This is a genomic window from Paenibacillus sp. 1781tsa1 (assembly GCF_024159265.1).
In the GTDB taxonomy this organism is placed as follows: Bacteria; Bacillota; Bacilli; order Paenibacillales; family Paenibacillaceae; genus Paenibacillus.
This window is the reverse complement of the sequence record NZ_JAMYWY010000001.1, coordinates 4389674-4412362: the sequence shown is the minus strand read 5'-3', so window position 1 is coordinate 4412362 and position 22689 is coordinate 4389674. Positions and strand designations below refer to the sequence as shown.

At 46.4% G+C, this 22689-nt stretch carries 14 protein-coding genes; all 14 read left to right on the top strand.

Annotated elements, in window-relative coordinates; all coding sequences use genetic code 11:
• Positions 1-211 precede the first annotated feature (211 nt).
• The 14 genes from NKT06_RS19825 (at position 212) to gyrA (ending at position 22569) form a co-directional block, all read left to right on the top strand.
• The gene (locus NKT06_RS19825) at positions 212-3898 is read left to right on the top strand and encodes a dynamin family protein (RefSeq protein ID WP_253438433.1); all 3687 of its coding nucleotides are present in this window, start codon (positions 212-214) and stop codon (positions 3896-3898) included.
• Between the two features lie 324 nt (positions 3899-4222).
• Complete coding sequence (locus tag NKT06_RS19820) at positions 4223-5995, top strand: ABC transporter ATP-binding protein (protein WP_253438429.1); 1773 nt, start codon at positions 4223-4225, stop codon at positions 5993-5995.
• On the top strand, positions 5992-7842 hold the full coding sequence (locus tag NKT06_RS19815) for an ABC transporter ATP-binding protein (RefSeq protein WP_124116258.1): 1851 nt from the start codon (positions 5992-5994) through the stop codon (positions 7840-7842). The genes NKT06_RS19820 and NKT06_RS19815 overlap by 4 nt, the downstream gene beginning before the upstream one ends.
• Before the next feature lie 216 nt (positions 7843-8058).
• Complete coding sequence (locus tag NKT06_RS19810; RefSeq protein ID WP_253438425.1) at positions 8059-9699, top strand: AraC family transcriptional regulator; 1641 nt, start codon at positions 8059-8061, stop codon at positions 9697-9699.
• Between the two features lie 119 nt (positions 9700-9818).
• Positions 9819-10808 (top strand): ABC transporter substrate-binding protein, encoded by a 990-nt coding sequence (locus NKT06_RS19805; RefSeq protein ID WP_253438366.1) that lies wholly within the window; start codon positions 9819-9821, stop codon positions 10806-10808.
• A gap of 61 nt (positions 10809-10869) precedes the next feature.
• Complete coding sequence (locus NKT06_RS19800) at positions 10870-11892, top strand: NAD(P)/FAD-dependent oxidoreductase (protein ID WP_253438363.1); 1023 nt, start codon at positions 10870-10872, stop codon at positions 11890-11892.
• 254 nt (positions 11893-12146) lie between these two features.
• Positions 12147-13334 carry a formate-dependent phosphoribosylglycinamide formyltransferase gene (purT, locus tag NKT06_RS19795; RefSeq protein WP_253438360.1) on the top strand — a complete coding sequence of 396 codons (1188 nt, stop codon included), beginning with the start codon at positions 12147-12149 and terminating at the stop codon, positions 13332-13334.
• On the top strand, positions 13324-13782 hold the full coding sequence (locus NKT06_RS19790; RefSeq protein ID WP_253438357.1) for a GNAT family N-acetyltransferase: 459 nt from the start codon (positions 13324-13326) through the stop codon (positions 13780-13782). Before purT ends, NKT06_RS19790 begins: the two co-directional genes overlap by 11 nt.
• A gap of 316 nt (positions 13783-14098) precedes the next feature.
• Positions 14099-14926 (top strand): CAP domain-containing protein, encoded by an 828-nt coding sequence (locus NKT06_RS19785; protein ID WP_253438354.1) that lies wholly within the window; start codon positions 14099-14101, stop codon positions 14924-14926.
• Positions 14927-15217: 291 nt separating this feature from the next.
• Positions 15218-16090, top strand: coding sequence for a GDSL-type esterase/lipase family protein (locus NKT06_RS19780; RefSeq protein WP_367399868.1), 873 nt, complete (start codon positions 15218-15220; stop codon positions 16088-16090).
• Positions 16091-17056, top strand: a complete 966-nt coding sequence (locus tag NKT06_RS19775) for an ABC transporter ATP-binding protein (protein WP_253438351.1) — start codon at positions 16091-16093, stop codon at positions 17054-17056.
• Complete coding sequence (locus NKT06_RS19770; protein ID WP_253438348.1) at positions 17049-18038, top strand: ABC transporter permease; 990 nt, start codon at positions 17049-17051, stop codon at positions 18036-18038. The genes NKT06_RS19775 and NKT06_RS19770 overlap by 8 nt, the downstream gene beginning before the upstream one ends.
• A 76-nt stretch (positions 18039-18114) precedes the next feature.
• Positions 18115-20094, top strand: coding sequence for a DNA topoisomerase IV subunit B (gene parE, locus NKT06_RS19765; RefSeq protein ID WP_253438346.1), 1980 nt, complete (start codon positions 18115-18117; stop codon positions 20092-20094).
• Between the two features lie 12 nt (positions 20095-20106).
• The gene (gene gyrA, locus NKT06_RS19760) at positions 20107-22569 is read left to right on the top strand and encodes a DNA gyrase subunit A (protein ID WP_253438344.1); all 2463 of its coding nucleotides are present in this window, start codon (positions 20107-20109) and stop codon (positions 22567-22569) included.
• Positions 22570-22689: the final 120 nt, after the last annotated feature.

Below are 22689 nucleotides of genomic sequence, written 5' to 3'. Positions count from 1 at the left end.
AAGAAAAGCAACCGCTAAACGCGTTCTGTCTTCTGTGAAAATACGTTGATAGACGTTTTTCTTATATCTGTATTTTGTATATATAGGATAGTTCATGTATATTCCATTCCAATCGTTCAAATTCAAACTTGATAATGTTAAAATAAATGTTGTAAAAGAGATAGACATCGAAACGGATGTCAAATTAGAGGAGCCAGGGGGAAGGCCAGTCATGTCCAGAACAGATTACCCAAAAGAAATGGCCAAACCTCTGCTTCCGCTGCGTGAAGCGATGGAGCAGACAGGGGACCATACGGCTGTACAGGCTTTAACGGATTTAATCAGCAAGGCGGAAATGAAACATCTGACGATTGCGTTCTGTGGTCATTTCTCTGCAGGCAAATCGAGTCTCATCAACAGTTTGTGCGGTAAGCGGGTGCTGCCTTCAAGTCCCGTGCCAACAAGTGCGAATGTGGTATCCATACGTAATGGTAAGCCAAGAGCGCTTATTTATACTACGCCAAACGTAAGCGCTGACAATGGAGCAGGAACACTTGAAGTTTCTCCAGAGGAATTGGAGGCGTATTGCAAAAATGGGGGAGCGTACAGCTCCATTGAGGTATGGGATGATATTCCCCTGCTGAAAGATGATGCTGTTCTGCTGGATACACCCGGTGTGGATTCTACAGATCGGGGGCACAGTCTTGCGACCCATTCCGCGCTCCATCTGGCGGATGTGGTTTTCTATGTCATGGACTATAATCATGTCCAGTCCGAGACGAACCTTTCATTTGCCAAGAGTCTGTCGGATTGGGGCAAACCCTTGTTTTTGATCGTAAACCAGATCGATAAGCATCGGGAACGTGAGCTTTCTTTTGAACAATATACCGAAGGGGTCGAAGCTATATTTGCAGCCTGGGAAGTGAGATATGACGGACTGTTGTTTACTTCCCTCCGCGACAAGCAGCATCGCTACAACCAGTGGGATATGCTACCGGAACTCATTGGACACATGATGCAAGAGAAGGAAGCGTTAATTACGCACAGTTTGGCAAGTTCGGCCAGTCATGTAACGGAGCAACACCTGACGAGAGAAGCGGAGAAACGTGAGGATGAAGAACATTCTCTGCTGGATGAGATTGGTGGCAAGGAAGGGATTGAACGCTTGGAACGGGAGCTGGAGCTTCTCGATCAACAAGCAGAAGACATTCGTACCGGGCCTTCGCGAGTGCGTGAGAAATTCCGGGCAGAGCTTGAGCCTCTTCTGGCGAATGCAAATCTTACTCCTGCGGATATTCGTACGTCGGCTGCTGCCTATTTGGAGAGCCGCAAACCGGGTTTCAGGGTAGGTTTATTGTTCTCAGGCGGCAAAACCGAGCAGGAGAAACAACGCCGTGCTTCTGAACTGGTGCGGTTATTACAGGATCAGGCTTCCGGACAAGTGGAAGTACATATTCGTACGATGCTTAGGCAGCTGGGTGAATCCCATCAGATATGGGGAGCGGAGTGGGAGCAGGCGCTCAATACGGAGCTTCCTGCTGTGGATGAAGCACTATTGGAGATGAAACGCAGTGCCAGTGCAGAGGTATCTCCCGAGTATGTGATTCAATTCAGCAAAGATGTGCGGGGCGAGATTGAGACCCGCTATCGCAGGTCGGCCATGATGCTGGCCGACCGCATGCTGGAAGCGCTGGCTGCGCGAGGCGAAGCCGCGCTCCAGGCGCTGGACGCCAGCCGCGCAGCGCTGCTGGCGCAATCCGCGGCGGCGGCGCGCTACACGGCGCTCCAGCGCAGCGCCGCCGCAGAGGCAGCAGGGCTGCGCAGCCTGCTGCCCGATGCGGGCCCCCTCCCCTCCGGGCTGTTGCCGGAGGGGAAGGGCCCGCACGTGCCCGCGGTGCCTGAACCGGGCGAAGCTCCCGGTTCGCATGCGGGCACGTCAGCGTCTGTGGCTGTGCAGCCACAGACGTCAGAGGCACCGCCAGCGCAGCGCGCAGTCGCGGCGGCGGTGCCAGGGCCAACGGCGGCGGCTGGCGCTGAACGCCGCCGACGCCTGGACGCAGCAGCGGCACGGCTCGAAGCCGCTGCTGCGCTGGTAGAGCCGTACCCCGCCATGGGGTCGGCGGTACGGGATCTGCGTGCACGCGCGGCTTCGCTTGCGGGCGGCACGTTCACACTCGCGCTGTTCGGAGCGTTCAGCGCTGGCAAATCCTCCTTCGCCAACGCGTTGCTGGGCGAAGCTGTACTACCCGTCTCGCCGCATCCAACAACAGCGGCGATTAACCGGATCATGGCTCCTGCCGGGGGCGCGGAGCATGGAACAGCCCGGGTCCGCATGAAGACCCGGGACGCCTTCCAGGAAGATCTCGCCTATTCCTTCCGTTTACTTGGACTGGGTGAACCTGGAACCGAGTGGCAGAAGCGAGTGAAATCCCTCTCGCCACAGGATGTGCATCCGGCGGGGCGCCCGCATTACAGCTTTTTACAGGCTGCGGCAGCCGGCTGGGAAGAAACAGCGGACCAGCTAGGTCAGGATGTACTGGTGGATCTGGATGGTTACCGTAATTTTGTCGCAAACGAGAAGAAGTCCTGCTTTGTAGACAGTATCGATCTCTACTACAGTTGCGATGTAACAGAACAGGGCATTGTGCTGGTCGACACACCAGGAGCGGACTCCGTGAATGCTCGTCATACGGGTGTAACCTTCAATTATATGAAGAATGCGGATGCCCTCATTTTTGTAACATATTATAACCATGCTTTCTCACAAGGAGATCGCCAGTTCCTGAATCAGTTGGGACGGGTCAAGGATAGTTCTGCCATGGATCAGATGTTCTTTGTTGTGAATGCCAGCGACCTGGCTTCCTCTGAAGAAGAATTGGAGCAGGTTCTCGATCATGTGAGTACCCAACTGCGCAGTAACGGAATTCGGGCACCACGACTCTTCCCGGTATCCAGCATACTGGCGATGGAAGGCAAGATGGCAGGCGATTCGAAGCTGCTTGAGCAATCCGGTTTTATCCGTTTTGAGGAAGAGTTCAACCAATTTGCAGGCAGAGAATTAGCCGATCTTGCCGTAGGCGGAGCTTCAGAAGAGATGGCACGTGTCATTCAGCGGCTGAAGAAACGCGCGGAGGATGCGGCTCAGGGAGAGGAAGCATTGCAGCAGCGGCGGAATGAACTGGAGACTATCCAGGGACAATCACGCCAGCGCATACAGCAACTTGCAGCACGATCCATGAAGGAAGAACTGTCACAGGAAACAGCAGAACTACTCTTCCATGTGCGGCAGCGACTTGCCTACCGCCTTGGCCTATTCATGGCAGAAGCATTCCATCCATCCGTACTTCGGGAGGATCGGGGCAATCTGAAGACGGCTTTTGCAGCCTGTGGACGTGAACTGTTGCGCATGATTGCCATTGAACTGGAGCAGGAACTGCTCGCTACTACCCTCAGACTTGAACAGGCAGGTCAGACTTGGCTGACGAAGCAAGTTACGGATTGTATAGATGAGGTGAGACAGTTATCAGGTGGCGTGGATGTGTCACTGCCACTGACCGAACGCTGGAGTACACCTGTGCTTGAAGAAGTCCGTCTGGAAGAACCGTCTGGATGGAAAAGCTATTTGAATTATTTCCGCAATCCGAAACAATTCTTCGAAGGGGATGGGCGTCAGCGGTTACAGGAGGCACTTGATCCTGTCCTCAAACAGATGATCATTGAAGTTCTTCCTGCTGCGCAAGACAAACTGATTCAGTTTTATGACAACCAGCTATGTCAATCCTTGCAACACCAATCCCGTCAGTTGGAAGAACGTCTGGACGAGGCGGTGAGCGGAATTCAAGATACACTGGAGAGCGGAATTCCGGCGGAGCAATGGACCAGCTTGTCTAATCAACTGGAACAGATTGAACACCGTTAAAATCACGGTATAACGCGTATTCTCTGGAAGTCTTTGTAAAAAGAAATGATGGATACAGCAACACATTGAAAATGTTGCGAAACTAACCTCAAAAAGGCCCCTGCCGAAAAGGCATATAGGGAGCCTTTTTTTGGTACGAACAACCTGAAATAAAGAGAATATTCAAACATTTGATTGAAAGGTGGGTATTTACCTTCGTTAATGCGTCAATAAGCTGAAAGCAGGCAGAATATGGTCTGTTATTCGCTTTGCCGCGAATGGGGTACGGTGATAAACTTCATAAATGTTCATAGTATTTTTGAACGACATAAGAGGAGGAGAAACATGGATGTTCTTAGGCAACTGCAAATCTTTTTTTGGGAAAAGCGAACGTATTTATTTGTATCAATCTTGTTCCTCGCCTTAGCGACCGCACTTGGGTTGGTGTATCCGTACATGCTGAGAATATTGATTGATGATGTTATTGTTCCGCGCACTTTTGAAGACGTTCCCATAATTGCCTTGACTGTGTTAGGTGTAGTGATTTTAAAAGCAGGAATGCAGTTCTTGCATGGCTTTTTTGGAGGACGCTTGGGTAACTTCCTGGCGTACAGACTTCGTAACGCATGTTATGAAAAGCTTCAATTTTTATCCTTCCGTTATTATGATACGGCCAAGACAGGTGATCTGATGTCCCGCCTCACGGGAGATTTAGAAGCCATCCGTAACTTTATCGGATTTGGTTTCGCCCAGATTCTCAACATGGTTTTGATGGTCGTATTCGGCGCAATCATGATGATGACCATGAGTTGGCAGCTTACACTGTTCACGCTCATATGCATCCCATTACTTGCCTTCGTTGCGCTGAGATTCGAATCCAAAATTCACCCTGCGTTTCAGGAGATGCGGCTGGCGCTCAGTTCACTGACAACAGCGGTACAGGAGAATATTACTGGCGTGCGTACGGTAAAATCCTTTGCACGTGAGCCTTATGAAGTGGAGAAATTCTCCACACGTAATGAGCGTTACAAGACGAATCAGATTCATGCCGCAACATTGTGGAGTCGTTATTTTCCGATCATGGAGATTCTTGCTTCGGTGAGCATCGTGCTGTTGCTGGTGATCGGTGGAAGAATGGTTATACAGAATACGCTGACACTTGGTGAACTCGTTGCCTTTTTCAGTTTGATCTGGTACATAATCGGTCCAATGTGGAATCTGGGGTTCCATATCAACAACTATACGCAATCCAAAGCTTCAGGTGAACGGGTGCTCGAACTGCTCAATACGCCAGTGGATGTGGAAGAAACGCAAGATCCGGTCATTGTGGAAGCAGACCAAGTGAATGGTCATGTGACATTTGAATCCGTTACCTTTGCCTACGGCAACAAAATGCCAGCGGTAACCGATATTAATTTTGATGCTGCACCCGGTTCTGTAATCGGTTTCCTCGGGGGGACAGGGTCAGGTAAATCGACCATCATTCAGCTTCTGATGCGTGCATATAACGTCAACTCGGGTACGATCAAGCTGGATGGCAAAAACATTAAAGATATAGGCATTCGCAGTTTGCGGAGTCAGATCGCTTCTGTTTTCCAGGAAACATTCCTGTTCTCATCCAGCATTCGCAATAATATTTCCTACGGACTTAAGAATGTCACCATGGATGAGATTATCCGTGCAGCCAAGCTGGCCAAGGCTCATGACTTCATTATGGAGTTCCCGGACGGATATGACACGGTGGTTGGTGAACGCGGCATGGGATTATCGGGTGGACAGAAACAGCGGATTGCGATCGCAAGGGCTTTGCTGAAAAATCCGAAAATCCTGGTACTCGATGATGCAACCAGCGCCGTGGATATGGAGACGGAACATGAGATTCAATCCGGTTTCCAGGAAGTAATGCGCGGTAGAACTACATTTATTATTGCACACCGGATATCTTCACTAAGACATGCAGATGAGATTCTGGTGCTGGATGAAGGTCGCGTGGTACAACGTGGCAAACATACCGAACTTATTGAAGTACCTGGACCATACCAGGATGTTTATAAAATTCAATACGCAGATTATATTGCCCGCGGTAAGCGGGAGGCTGGGGAGCAGGTGAATTCATGAGTGCCGAAACGATAGCAGACAGGCGCGAGGCCAAAGGGGCCTCTGAGAAGAAACTGAATGAACGATTTGTGTATCAGGATGATGAAATTATTGAAAAACCGTTTAACTGGAAAGAATTCGGACGTTTATTTGCATACATGAAACCTTATGCGAAACAACTGTTGCCACTCGTTATTCTAATGATGATTCTCGGTACCATTACGAAATTATCCGTACCTTTTCTGATCAGTCTGGCGATTGACCGGGCCATCGCACCGGCAACAGGGCTGCCAAGTATGACCATGCTTTATCTTATCGCAGGCTCCATATTTGTGTTGTATCTCATTCAATGGGCAGCCAATACGTACCGGATCAAATTGACGAACATTATTGGACAGCGCGTTATCTACGATCTTCGCTCGGATCTGTTCAAGCATATCCAGAAGCTGTCCTTTAACTTTTTTGACAAAAGACCGGCAGGTTCCGTTCTGGTGCGTGTGACGAATGATATTAACTCCCTTCAGGATCTATTCACTAACGGTGCAGTTAACGTCATGATCGACTGCGTGCAGCTGCTCGGGATCATTGTAATCTTGCTGTTGATTAACTGGAAACTGGGTCTTGCCGTAATCATTACGGTGCCAATCATGTTTATCATCTCGACCAAACTGCGAGTGCTGATCCGTCGTGCCTGGCAGGATGTTCGAATGAAAAACTCTCGTATTAACTCCCACTTGAATGAATCCATTCAGGGGATTCGAGTGACTCAGGCTTATACACAGGAAAAAGAGAATATGAAGTATTTTGACAACATGAATTTGTCCAGCAAAAAGTCATGGGATAGAGCATCAGCGATGAACCAGGGCTTCGGACCACTGATTGAGATCACAGGCGGATTCGGTACATTAATCCTCTTCTGGTTTGGTGCTTATCTGATTCAACAGGATCAGTTGACCGTGGGATTACTTGTTGCTTTTGCCAACTATGTCGGCAACTTCTGGGACCCAATCAACCGTTTGGGACAGATGTACAATCAGTTGCTGGTTGCGATGGCATCATCGGAGCGCATCTTCGAATTCATGGATGAAAAACCAAGTATTGCGGATAAACCAGGTGCCAAGCCACTTCCTTCTATTAAAGGAGATATTGCATTCGAAAATGTGGTGTTCGAATACGAGAAGGGCAGACAGGCGCTGAAAGGAATCAGCTTCTCGGCGGCTGCGGGACAATCAATTGCACTTGTTGGTCATACGGGCTCAGGTAAAAGTACGATCATCAATCTGATCAGTCGTTTCTATGATATATCCGGCGGACGTCTCACCATTGACGGACAGGATGTGCGGGATGTAACGGTAGAGAGTTTACGCAGCCAGATCAGCATTGTATTACAGGATACCTTCATCTTCTCGGGTACGATTCGTGACAATATTCGATTTGGACGACTGGATGCAACGAATGAAGAGGTGGAGGACGCAGCCAAAGCAGTCAATGCACATGAGTTCATCATGAAGTTGCCTGGCGGATATGATACTGAAGTAGAGGAACGCGGGAACGTATTATCCATGGGACAAAGGCAATTATTATCCTTTGCCCGTGCGCTACTTGCTGATCCACGCATACTGATTCTGGATGAAGCTACAGCCAGTATTGATACGGAGACAGAGCTTAAAATCCAGGAAGCGCTGAAGGTGCTTTTGCAGGGAAGAACGTCCTTTATGGTCGCTCACCGTCTCTCCACCATCCGGAATGCAGATAACATTATTGTCCTGGATCATGGTGAAATTAAAGAAGAGGGCAACCATGAGCAGCTTATCCAAAAACAAGGTGTGTATAATGGATTAATAGAAGCTCAATACAGATTTTTGTGATAATCTCCTTGGACGCCTGTGAAGCGTCTGAACACATATAAACTTATAACACTCTGGAGTTCTATAGCCTGATCCTTCAATAATGAGTGCATCTTATTCATTGAAGACAGGTTAGAGAATAGCCGGAGTGTTTTTTTTAATCCTTATTGTGGTATGTTATATTTTTGAAGAATCAAATCAATACAATCGTTCATGGCTGGAAGGAGATCAATGCAGATGGACAACAACGAAATAAATTTAAAGCATTTGGATCACCTGGATCATATGAACTTTAGGCTCCTTCACGTGAATTATACGAGTGATCCTGCGTGGCTTCTGAGGAAACACTTCATTGAAACATACATGTTATTATTTGTAGCCAGTGGGCAAGGATGGTTGAAGATAGATGGAAGTTTCATTGAATTGAAAGCGGGCGGACTGTATGTAGGCTTTCCGGGGCAGCTGGTTGAGGCAAATGTGCATTCGTTAGATGAACGAGGTATGTATCACATGAGTTTTGAAGTCACGTACGCACCGGAGCAGGATGCTGGAACCGCCCTTAATATGATGAAGCAACTTTTACGTAATGAAGTGAATGGCGAGGTCAGCTCATCTTCGCCCGTTGCTGTTGGCGTGATCTGTCAGATGATTTACCACCACACAATGAAGAAGGATGGCTTGCAAAGGTACTATGGTCAGATTCGTTTTCAGGAACTGTTGTATACCATGTTTTACGACGTGGCCTATGCCGAAAAGACGGATCTGGCTTCACCAATTGAACATGTTAAAGGCTACATGGAGCAGAATTATTCCAAGAGATTAACTATTGAGGAATTAGCAAATGTGGCACGATTGAGCCCTCGACATTTCATGCGTTTATTCAAGAAAAGGTATGGCTACAGTCCAGTCGACTATTTAACGCTATATCGAATTAAACAAGCCCAGATCTTAATGAGAAATGATCACAGTTATCGACTCAAGGATGTGGCATCGTACATGGGGTATCAGGATGAGACGTATTTCCGGCGTAAATTCAAGCAAATCTCCGGCGTTCCACCGGCAGCGTTTATACGTAATAGCAAACAAAAAATTGCTGCGGTTCATTCTTTGAGCATTGGTATACTGCTTGCATTGCAGATCATTCCATGTGCCGCGCCGGCAAGTCATCCATGGACATATTATTACAGACGTAAATATGAAACGGACAAAGTTATGCCACTCGCTGAGAGTGAGATCACCTGGCTGGAACAGCTTCGATTAGTTAAGCCTGATTATATTATTACGATTGGGACGGAGTCTGAGGTTTTGCAAAGTCAGCTTCAATCCATTGCTCCTGTGTGTGACCTTCCGTGGGAAAAAGGGGATTGGAGAGAGCATTTGAGATATGTTGCAAGCTTTTTGGACAGGTCTGATATTGCAGAGGTATGGCTTCAAAGATATGAACAGAAAGCAACGGTCATAAAGAATCAGCTTGCGGATTTCATACGAAAAGACAAGCTAGTTGTACTCAAATTTTATGGCGAAGAGTTGCAATTGTTAGGTCCAAGGAGCATTGCTTCCGTTTTTTACGTTGATATGCAAATGGAAGGTCCCGAAGGAATTGAAATTTATTGGGAGCAGGGCACAGTGAACATTAAGGAGTTGTCTGTTCTTAACATTGAAAGAATATTACTGATTGTTGGTGATGATGAGGCATCCAGACAAACATGGTCTGTTGTGCGTAAGTCTGAAGAGTGGCTTGAGCTGTTAGCGGTACAGAATGGCGTAATAGATGTCCTTTTGTCGAGCGTCCTGCTGGACTACACGGCGTTTACCCATGAGCTTATGTTGGATGAAATATTAAAGTTATGGCAAGATCGTCCATGGCAAAAAGTCTGAATAGTCAATATCATGCCTGAACATATTTGATTATACTACTCCTATATCTTAGTGATAATGATAATTATTATTGATTAGACATTGTCATATATTAACGACCTATAGGGGGTACATACAGAATGAGATTCAGATGGTTAACCGTCATATGTACAATGATGTTGATGCTCGTTATTTCGGCTTGTGGGGCAGCAGGTAAAGAAGCGTCTACGAGTGAAGGCAAAGAAGCGGGTACCGCCAATTCTTCAACGACAGAAGCAAGTCAGGTGAAGAAAGTGAATACGGAAATGGGAGAAATTGAAATCCCGGTAAACCCACAAAAAATAGTGGGTCTGTCTGTTGTATATCCAGAGTTTTTATATTCACTTGGGATCGTACCCATTGCTGTACAGAACTACCATGAGGAGTTTCCTTCTTACTTGCAGGAACCGTTCGCAAACACGATGAAAATGGGAATAGGAAGAACGCCTAACTTTGAAGCCCTCATGGAGGCAGCTCCGGATTTAATTATCGCTCCTGACTGGTGGTCCAAAAAGGACTATGATCAGCTTACTCTGATTGCCCCTACCGTACTTTTACCACAGCGTGATGATTGGCGTGATGAACTGCGGGATATGGCCAAAATTTTGGACAAAGAAGAGCAGGCAGAAAAGGTTATTCAGGATTTGGTCGCTAAGGAAAAGGTAACTGCTGACAAATTGGATAAGCTGATTGGTGAAGAGACTGTTCTCTACATTAGAGTAATGGAAAAAGAAATTGTACTGCATGGAGAGAATCTTGACCGAGGAAACTTTGTCCACAAACGATTGGGAATGAAGCCACTTCCTAATTTCCCGAAAGATCAAACGGCCATGTCCGTATCCTTGGAAGTACTGCCTGAATACGACGCAGATCATCTGATCGTTCAGCTGGATGATGAGACTAATCCGGAAATTAAAAAGAAATTTGAAGATATGTTATCGACATCGTTATGGAAAAACCTGAAAGCTGTCAAGCAGGACCATGTTTACATGGTGGGTGGCAAGGAATGGTTCAATCTGGGAATGTCTCCGCTTGCCGACGAATATGTCATTGATGATATTGTTGCTGCTTTTGAAGAAAAAAACAAATAAACAAACTGGTAATGTTACATGTATCTCGAATTCATAACTAAATTAACAGGGTGTGTTCAAGATGAATGAAGAAGATATCTATGATGTAACCATCATTGGAGGCGGACCTGCAGGCATGTATGCGGCTTTTTATGCAGGGATGCGTGACATGAAAGTTAAAATCATCGAAGGTAAAGACCAGCTTGGTGGATTTCTGCATACCTATGCGGAAAAAACAATTTGGGATGTAGGTGGTCTACCGCCTATGAAATGTTCGAAGTTGATCGAGTGGCTTGTTCAGCAGGCCAATACGTTTAATCCAACGTTTGTATTGAATTGCAAAGTGGAAAGGTTCACTCGACTGGATAACGGAATATGGAGTATGTTTACCACTGAAGGGGATATCCATTATACGCGTACGATTATTGTTGCGGTAGGCCGTGGTGTCGCAGAAGTTCAGAAGCTGGAGCTTCAGGAGCCAATTGAATGTGAGTATGAAAATCTTCATTACACCGTGCAAAATCCAGCACATTTTTCAGGGAAACGTGTGCTCATTTCAGGAGGAGGCAACAGTGCAGTAGACTGGGCAATTGAACTTGCTAAACTTGCACACAGTGTAGTCGTAATCCACCGGAATAATGAGTTCCGTGCAATGGAACGAAATGTGAGCGAGATGAACAATATAACGGATGTGAGAACACCATATAGTATCACGCAGCTTCACAATAATGGTGAACGAATCCATCAAGTTGTGATTACGCATATGGAAAGTCAGGACAAAGTCGTGTTGGAAGTGGATGAAGTCGTTGTTAGTCACGGATATAAAAGCAATTTAAGTGATCTGGCCAGTTGTGGCATAGAAATGGACGATGGAATGGTTCGAATGAGCCACCATGCACAGACGAGTCTTCCAGGTGTTTTTGCAGCAGGGGATTGTGCGACCCACGAGAGCAAAGTCAGACTCATTGCCGGAGCCTTCAATGATGCGATTGTTGCAGTCAATAGTGCGAAACAATACATGACACCAGACGCACCCAAGATGGCCTACGTTTCCTCACATAATGAAATTTTCAGAGAAAAGAATCGACAAATCCCAAGATTTTAAATTTGGGATTTGTTTGTGTATTCCGATTCTCTGAAATATTAAAATCTTCCCTTTTAACTTTTCCTTAATTCTGGGAGGAATGGAAAGAGTATCGAATCTGTAAGCGGTAATTGTAAAATTTGATCGAAAAAACACAAAAAATCTTGTAAAATTCACAAGAAAAATAGGGAGCACTCTTGCAATCTTTAACCAAAACCCCGAAAATAGAGAGACAGATATATAGAAGATTTCTCTTTGGGAGGATTGGAAAGAACATGTGGGGTGCTCCTTTTACGGCTCAAGCCAAAAAAATGCTGCTATTAGGCAGTGGAGAATTGGGAAAAGAGGTCGTTATTGAGGCCCAACGACTGGGTGTAGAGACGATCGCTGTTGATCGTTATGAGAACGCACCTGCAATGCAGGTCGCGCACCGGTCTTACTGCATCGACATGCTGGATGCCGAAGCTTTGAAACAATTGATCCGTAAAGAAAAACCTCATTACATCGTACCTGAGATTGAAGCTATTGCAACAGAAGCTTTACTGGAGCTTGAGGAAGAGGGATTTTGTGTAGTACCTACTGCCCGAGCTGCACGTCTAACGATGGATCGCGAAGGCATCCGTCGTCTTGCAGCCGAACAATTGAAACTTCCTACAGCTGATTACCTTTTTGCGGATAACCTGGAACAACTTCAGGATGCCGTACGTGAGCTTGGCACACCTTGTGTTATTAAACCATTGATGAGTTCTTCCGGCAAAGGGCAGAGTGTATGCCGTACACCGGGGGATGTGGAGGATTGCTGGAACATTGCTCTTTCGGGGGCTCGTGGCAAATCCGTTCGTGTCATCGTGGAGAGCTTTGTGCAATTTGACAGTGAGATTACATTACTTACCGTTAGGTCTGTATCAGGCACCGTATTCTGTCCTCCGATAGGCCACATTCAAAAAGATGGGGATTATGTCGAATCGTGGCAGCCTCATGCGATGACTCCTGAGCAATGGGAGCAGGCTTGTCATATTGCCAAATCCGTTACGGATGAACTTGGCGGCTATGGACTGTTTGGAGTGGAATTGTTCCTAACATCGGATGGTGTTGTGTTCAGCGAGGTATCTCCTCGTCCGCACGACACAGGTATGGTTACAATGGTGACGCAAGACAGTTCCGAGTTTGCGCTGCATGTACGTGCAATTCTTGGTTTTCCGGTTACAGGTGTACATCTGTTGACACCGGGAGCTTCAGCGACGCTGAAGGCTAATGATGAAACATCTGACTTTACTGTAGGCGGGATTGAAGAAGCGTTGGCTCTTCCTCGTACTCAGATTCGTGTATTTGGCAAACCTGAGACCAAAGTAGGACGCCGAATGGCTGTAGCGCTAAGTGCTGGCCAAGATGTGGAAGAAGCTCGTAAAACAGCGGTGCAAGCCGCTAATATGCTGAAAGTGGAGGTAAATCATGTCCAATAATGTTGAGGCCCCTGTACTGATGATCCGAGAGTGTGAACTGCGAGATGCTGAAGCGGTAACGGGACTGATGCGAGAGGTCAGCTATCCGACAACAGCCAATGTCATGAAAGAACGCATTGAATGTTTGGAAACCAATCCTAACGCATGCATGCTTGTTGCCGAAGTGGATGAACAAATTATTGGTGTGATTGGCTTGCAATGTGTGCAAAGTCATGCCTATCCAGAACCTGCCGCACAAATTACTTCCCTGATTGTAGGTCAAGAACATCGTGGTGGTGGTATTGGCCGTCGTCTGATGGCTCGTGCCGAAGATTGGGGCAGACAGCAAGGTGGTAAACAACTGTTTGTCACAGGTGCGAACCGTGAAGTGACTTCAACAACGTACTCTTTTTATGAGCACATTGGTTTTCAGAAGAGAGGTTATCGGTTCAGTAAAGTTCTTCTATAGTATAAAATAAGTTTCTTCTATTGCATGGAAATTCTCATGATATCCGGATCTGCACGTTCTGATGTAGTGACTGATAAATAGATGGTGAAGCGGCATTCGACTAATATTTTTAGTCTGAATGTCTTTTTTTTATGCTTTTATAGGCAGGGATAGAGGCAGGCAGGGCACGCTCTCAGTATGATCTGATACATTCTAGAAAATGACAAAAAAGTTACTTTTCCATATTTTATAGGTTCACAATCTCCTGTTGAATTGATATACTGCTAGAGTATTAATTACAAAGTTGTAATAACTAATCTTAAGGAGATGAATGAATTTGAAAAAGAAATGGATGAAAACTGTCGTAACGAGTAGTCTGACAGCCGTACTGGCCGTAGGTGTAATGCTTCCTGCTTCCGCGTCTGCTGCAGATTCAACATATAAGACTGTCACCACTTACAAAATTACAAGTACAGACAGCCTGAAAGCATATCTGGAGAAATGGCTGAAACAAAACGGATATACTGTATCCGAGGGGCAAATCGTAGAGAAGCCTGCTACACAGCCTGATCAAACGACCAAACCTGCTGAGCCGACTACAAAGCCAACTCAGCCGACTACAAAGCCAACTCAGCCGACTACAAAGCCAACTCAGCCGACAACTAAGCCTGAGCAACCGACTAAACCAGCACAACCAACACAAGAAGAAAAACCGGCAACGACACCGGCTAAAGATCCTTCAAACACGGGTAACACAGGTAACAATACAAGTAATAATGGTAGCGAAAGCACACAATCCGACTTTGCTACGCAAGTTGTAAAGCTTGTGAACGCTGAGCGTGCCAAAGCAGGTCTGAGCGCACTGACTTCAGATGCTCTTCTGGACAAAGTAGCTGTAGCCAAAGTAAAAGATATGAGCAACAATAACTATTTTGATCACCAGTCACCTACGTATGGTTCTCCGTTTGATATGATGAAACAATTCGGAGTAACTTACAGCTATGCAGGTGAGAACATTGCCAAAGGACAAAAAACACCTCAGGAAGTTGTAACAGCCTGGATGAATAGTGCAGGACACCGTGCCAATATCCTGAGCAAAAACTTTACGCATATCGGTGTAGGGTTCTACAACGGATACTGGGCTCAAGAGTTTATCGGTAAATAAGCAATTATAATGAAGAAAGTATGAACTTTCTTTTTCACAAGGTTATGCCAGCACAGTTGAAATCTGTGTATGGCATAACCTTTTTTCCGTTAAATGACATATCGAAAATGAATTCTGCGAATGTAGCGGCAAAATTTGCAAATTAACGACAGAACATTTATGTTATTTAGGAATAGCATCATCAAGGCGTGTCTTGAAAACTCCGAAGCAAGCGGATTTTCAGACACGCCTTGATGTAAAGTCATTATAAATTATTAAGCACCCAGACTGGTGTACATGAGCGGAGATGTGATGATGAAAAAGAAAAAAAGCCTTGATTCAGCACCATGGATCTGGAGAACCGTCAGTACAGTATCCATCTTGGCAACCTTGTTGTTGTTGTTTGGATTTGGATACGCTATAAAAGACGTGATTTTCCCCGAGGGAGATTCAGCGTTAACTACAGGCCAGGAGGCAACTGCTCCATCCAAGGATAAGGAAGGAGAACCCGCTGTAGTGGAAGATGGCAAGATTCGGATGGCCGTCATTGGCGATTCCCTGGCAAGAGGTACGGGGGATGATGAGGGACTCGGTTTTGTGAGACGTGCAGGGAACCTGCTTAAAGATAAAGGATATGACGTTCAGGTTCTTAACAATCTGGGTGTGAACGGTTTGAGAACGGATGCTTTATTGGAAAAACTCGATGAGCAAGGCGTACGTTACGTCCTGCAGCAGTCCAATTTTATTTTGCTATCCATTGGCGCGAATGATCTGTTCCAGGGAGGGCAAGTTCTACAGGGGGAAGATCCGCCAACAGCAGAGCAGCTGGCAGCGGCTTTACCCGAAACGTCCAAACGCCTTCAAGAGATTTTGAAGAAAGTCAAAGAAATCAATCCCGATGCACAGATTGCGTACATAGGGTTGTACAATCCATTTGGTGATGTGAAAGAATTGGAGAAGCCAGGGAATGCAGTTGTTGCCGCTTGGAACGATGCTGCACTGGCTATTTTAAACAATGAGGATAAGATGACACTTGTCCCTACATTCGATTTATTTGAAAATCATCTGGGGGAGTATCTTTCGTCAGATCATTTTCATCCAAACGGACAAGGTTATGAGCAAATTGCAGTTCGGATTGCACAGGAATTCCAGGCGGATACACCGGCAGAAGGGAGCGGAAATTAAATGGCAGAGCAGCAGTATGATTCCGTCCTGTCTGTACAGCATCTGAAGAAGCGGATCGGGCGCAAGTGGATCATTAAAGACGTTACATTTGACGTAAAACCTGGTGAGATCTTTGGATTTCTCGGTCCAAACGGTGCAGGGAAAACAACAACGATACGGATGCTGGTGGATCTGATCAAACCGACAGAAGGGAAAATTAAAGTCTGTGGTTATGATGTGAATCGGGACCCTGAGCGCGCTTTGAAGTATGTAGGCTCCATTGTTGAAAATCCCGAGGTATATACCTATCTGACCGGATGGGAGAACCTGGAACATTTTGCCCGCATGCAACCGGGAGTGGATAATGATCGTATCCAGGAAGTTGTGGATATTGTACGATTGGATCAGCGTATTCACGATAAAGTCAGAACATACTCACTTGGTATGCGTCAGCGGCTCGGTATTGCACAAGCGTTACTTGGGCGGCCTCGTCTGCTCATTCTGGATGAACCGACGAATGGCCTTGATCCAAAAGGAATTAAGGAACTTCGTGTCTTTATTAAACAACTTGCGAGTGAAGGGATGGCTGTATTTGTCAGCAGTCACTTGTTAAGTGAGATCCAGCTTCTCTGTGACAGAGTAGCGATTATCAGTGCAGGGCGTGTGCTTGCCGTTGGAGGCGTAAGCGAACTGATTGAAGATCATTCCAAGTTGGCGATATGGCATGTTTCCCCACTTGAGCAAGGCAAAAAGATGTTACTGGATGCAGAAATTGCTCTGGTAAGTCGACCTGCGGATGTAATGGATGATACCATTGTTGCGGGCCTTGGTCCCAACGCTGTGGTTGCCGAGATGCATGAAGATCGCATTCCTGATATGGTACAACAGATGGTTCAAGCTGGTGTACAAGTTGAAGGGGTACAGCGGATTCAGCCTACGCTTGAACAACTATTCTTAAAAATGACAGAAGGTGAATCCATTGAGTAATATCATGCCGCTGATCCGGAATGAAACGATTAAGATGGTGAAGAAAAAACGGCTTTATATTATATTTATTGTACTTGCGATCCTGGTACCGATGTTTACGTATGCCCAGATGAAATCTGCGGAGAATAATCGCGACAAGTTTGGCGGCGATTGGCGGCTTGAACTGCAACAGGCCATCACAGACAATCAAAACTCGCTCGGTAGCGATCGGGTACCTGAAGAGTACAAGAAATATAGAACAGTGTATATCCAGCAGATGCAGTATTATCTCGAAAATGACATCAATCCAAAAGAACCGGGTGGTGTTACCTTTACACGGGAGTTCATGAACAATGCAGTTGGATTGTTTATTCCACTGTTAATCATGGCTATTGCTTCAGATCTTGTTTCAGGTGAACGTACGACAGGTACGATTAAAATGCTTTTAACGCGTCCGGTTAGACGCTGGAAAGTGCTTCTGAGCAAATTAATTACGCTGATTATGTTTGTCTCGATCATCGTGGTATCAGCCTACATTATATGTTATGTCATATCGGGTGCGGTCTTTGGTTACAAAGGCTTCAACATGCCAATCTTCACAGGATTCAAAGTTGTGGGAACAGATGTCGATATGTCGGCAGTGCATGCTGTAGACCAGTGGTTGTATATGCTTATGCAGGCAGGATTGATCTGGTTTGTGAGCGTTATTGTGGCTATGCTTGCATTTATGGTATCCGTACTTGTGCGAAGTACAGCAGCAAGTATCGTTATCATGATGGCCGCTCTGATTGCAGGAACAATCTTGACCAGTATGGCTGCATCCTGGCAGACAGCCAAATATCTGTTCATGGTTAACCTCGAACTTCCTGATTATTTGTCAGGTGGATTACCGCCAATCGAGGGTATGAATTTAGGTTTTTCTCTTATTGTGCTTAGTGTTTGGGGCGTTGCTTCACTCATTGTGTCATTCCTTGTCTTTACGAAACGGGATATCTTGAATTAAAATGGACAAGGATAAGAAAACATCTGTTTGCATTTTAGGCATTTTTTTAGTTGCAAGTTAAGAAGGGGGAGCATGAATGGTCGAGCAAATCGATATGTCGGCAGGTTCGACAGGCGGAGGACAGGGGTCTTCAGGCTACGACGCGGACGACATTCAAGTACTTGAAGGGTTGGTAGCGGTACGGAAACGGCCGGGGATGTACATCGGCAGCACCAGCACTTCGGGTTTACATCATTTGGTATGGGAAATTGTCGACAACGCTGTCGACGAACATCTCGCCAAATTCTGCTCCAAAATCGATATCACGCTGCATAAGGACGGTTCTATTACGGTTCAGGATAACGGAAGGGGAATTCCGACAGGTATACATAAAACAGGGATTCCTACTCCCCAGGTCGTGTTTACGATTTTGCACGCAGGCGGAAAGTTCGGTGGATCAGGATACAAAAAATCAGGCGGTTTGCACGGTGTAGGTGCGTCAGTTACAAACGCATTGTCCGAGTGGCTTGAAGTCGAGATTTTCCGTGATGGTAAGATTCATCGTCAGCGATTCGAGTATTGGAAGGACAAAAAAGGGATTGAACATGTCGGTGAACCGGTCTCCGGTCTCGAAGTGTTGGGCAATACCAATCGGACAGGTACGAAAGTGACATTCAAACCGGATATTCGGGTGTTCCAGAATGGCATTCAATTTAATTATGATACATTGGCAGAACGCCTTCAGGAGATTGCTTTTCTGAATTCTGGTCTGAAAATTGTGCTCAAGGACGAACGTTCGGGCAATCAGGATGAATACATGTATGAAGGCGGAGCAAGCCAGTTTGTTGCTTTTCTTAACGAAAATAAAGATGTGTTGCATGATGTTATTCACTTCTATGCGGAGAAGGATGACATTGAAGTCGAAGTGGCAATCCAGTATAACGCGGGTTATACAGAGACACTGGCTTCGTTCGTGAACTCGATCCCTACTCGGGGCGGCGGTACTCATGAGACCGGATTCAGGGCTGCGTATACCCGTGTAATGAATGATTACGCACGGCGAACCAGCATGATTAAGGAAAAAGATAAAAACCTCGAAGGTAATGATCTGCGTGAAGGCATGATGGCCGTCATCAGTGTCAAAATGTCAGAGGTTGAGTTCGTAGGTCAGACGAAGGATCAGCTCGGAAGCGCAACCGCGCGGAGTGCTGTGGATTCGGTCGTGTCCGAGAATATTCAGCGGTTCCTGGAAGAAAACCCGCAGGTAGCGCAAACGTTAATTCGCAAAGCGGTGCAAGCCTCCAGAGCCAGAGAAGCAGCTCGCAAAGCACGTGATGATATGCGTACAGGCAAGAAACGCAGTGAAAGTTCCAACCTGAACGGCAAATTGACGCCGGCGCAATCCAAGGATTTTACCCGAAATGAGTTGTTTATTGTCGAAGGTGATTCCGCAGGTGGTTCTGCCAAACAAGGGCGCGACTCAAAGATTCAGGCTATTTTGCCCCTTAAGGGAAAACCGCTTAATCCGGAAAAATCAAAGCTGGCGGACATTCTCAAAAATGAAGAATACCGCGCCATTACCGCGGCGATCGGAGCGGGCATAGGAACCGAATTTGCAGTTGAAGACAGCAATTATTCCAAAATTATCATTATGACCGATGCGGATACGGACGGCGCACATATTCAGGTGCTGTTATTGACCTTCTTTTATCGTTATATGAAGCCTTTAATTGATGCAGGCAAAGTATATATTGCTCAGCCGCCATTGTACAAACTTACTCGTAAGTCTGGTAAGCTTGCGAGTGTTCGATATGCATGGACGGATGAAGAACTGGCGAATTATATGAAGGAATTCGGTAATAATGTTGAGCTTCAACGTTATAAAGGTCTTGGTGAGATGAATCCGGATCAACTGTGGGAGACAACAATGAATCCGGAAACTCGTGCGATGCTGAAGGTACAGATTGTTGATGCAGCAAAAGCAGAACGTCGTGTATCTACGCTCATGGGTGATAAGGTTGATCCGCGGAAACGCTGGATTGTAGAGAACGTCGACTTTACAGAGTACGAAGAATAGAAGGTGCTTGGAATGAGTCCATCAGAACAATTTATGCCGGCCTTTCTCGAAGAGGTCGTAGGGGACCGTTTCGGTCGCTACTCCAAATATATTATTCAAGATCGAGCCATTCCGGACGTCCGGGATGGATTGAAGCCAGTACAACGGCGTATTCTGTACGCCATGTACGATTCAGGTAATACGCCTGACAAGACTTACCGCAAGTCTGCCAAAACCGTTGGGGACGTAATGGGTAATTATCATCCACATGGTGACTCCTCCATCTATGAGGGCATGGTGCGGATGGCTCAGCCATGGAAAATGGGCCATATGCTCGTGGACGGTCATGGTAACTGGGGATCACAGGATGATGACCCGGCAGCGGCGATGCGGTATACGGAGGCCCGTTTGTCGCCGATCGCGATGGAGATGCTTCGCGATATCGAGAAACGGACGGTTCTGTTTAAGGATAATTTTGATAATACGGCCAAAGAACCGGTTGTATTGCCATCCCGTTATCCCAACTTGCTGGTTAATGGTGTCAGCGGTATCTCTTCAGGGTTTGCAACGGAGATTCCTCCACACAATTTGCGTGAGGTCATTGATGCTTCCATCGCTGTGATGGAGAAGCCGTCAATTGAGCTGGACGAGATCATGATGTTCATGAAGGGCCCTGACTTTCCAACCGGCGGATTGATTATGGGCGGTGACGGCATTCTGGATGCTTATCGCACAGGTAAAGGACGGATCTATATCCGGTCCAAAACCGAGATTGAAAATATGCGCGGTGGCAAACAGCAGATCGTCATTACCGAAATTCCTTATCAAGTCGTGAAGTCGCGTCTGGTTACAGCGATGGAGAACATTAGACTTGAGAAAAAGGTAGAAGGTATTGCCGAAGTGCGTGATGAGAGCGGACGTGAAGGGTTACGGATCGTGGTTGAGCTGAAAAAAGAAGCTGACGCACAAGGTATTTTGGCTTATTTGCTGAAGAAAACCGACCTTCAGGTCACATACAACTTCAATATGGTTGCGATTGTGAATAAAGCACCACAGCAAATGGGATTGAAATCAATTCTGGAGGCTTACATTGCCCATCAGCGTGAAGTTGTTACATTCCGTACCCGGTTTGAGCTGGAGAAAGCGGAAGACCGTGCACATGTGCTGGAAGGCTTGGTTAAAGCTCTTAACATCCTTGACGAGGTCATTGCAGCGATCAAAGCGTCAAAGAATCGGCAGGATGCTCAAAATAACTTGATGTGGATGTTTGGATTCACGGAACGTCAAGCGGATTCCATCCTTACTTTGCAATTGTACCGTCTGACGAATCTGGAGATTAATTCTCTGGAGAAGGAACTCGGTGAACTGATGAAAAAGATTGCGCAATTACGATCCATTCTGGATAGTGACCGCAAGCTCATCGGAGTCATCCGCAAGGAATTGATGGAGATTCGTGAGAAATACGGCATAGACCGTCGTTCTGCGATCCAGGGTGAAGTGGAAGAACTCAAGGTTAATCTCGAGGTACTTGTGAATGCGGAAGATGTATTTGTTACGTTATCCAAAGAAGGATACGTGAAACGTACAGGCATGCAGTCCTTTACACGTTCTGGTGGTGAACGGAGCGGAAGTGGTGTAAAAGATGGCGATTATATCGCTCAGGTTCTGGAAGTAAATACGCTTGAGAATCTGCTTGTCTTTACGAGGAAAGGTCAGTATTTCCTGTTACCAGTTCATCAGGTACCTGAGTTCAAGTGGAAAGACCCTGGTACAGCCATTGTGAATGTCATTCCCCTTGCGAAAGACGACCGTATTGCAAGTGTGCTTGCTGTGAAATCCTTTGAGGAGCCGAATCACAGTCTGGTCTTCGTCACACGAAGAGGACAGGTGAAACGAACGGAACTGAAGGATTACGTTACCAAACGTTCCGGAGCAGTTGCAGCTTGTAAGGTGGGCAAGGACGATGAAGTGTTATCTGTACATCTGAGTACGGGTGACCAAGATATAATGTTGATTACAAAAGAAGCCATGGCGATTCGTTTCCGTGAGGATGAGGTCAATCCAATGGGACGTGTATCTGGTGGTGTTCGTGGTATTCAATTGAGAGATACAGATGAAGTTGTATCCGCCCTATGGGTTGCAGGAGATGAAGGTGAAGTTGCCGTGTTGTCCGATTTGGGATATGGTAAACGTTCATTACTCTTAGATTATGCTGTGCAGAGCCGTGGAGGCAAGGGGCTTGCCACATTCGAGTTCAAGGAAGGCAAACGTGTGAAACCGAATGGCAGTCGTATTGTTGGCGCTTTTTATTGCAAAGAGCAACGTAACATCACTGTCATGACCAAGGAAGGCCACGTGCATCCGATCTCTTCGGAAGGTGTTCCGATCACTGAACGCAAACATATTGGCAAACTGCTCGTTCCTGTGGACAAACAGGACGAGATCGTTGAACTTCTGAGGGACTTCAATGAGAATCAACCAGCATCAACTTCATAAAAACAAGCAAATAAGACTTTTCGCAGCGCAGCTAATCCTGTCATGCGAAGAGTCTTTTTTTGTTGTTCGAAGGCGGATTAGAAGAGCACATCCATGCGAAGTTTAACAACCTTCGTCGAT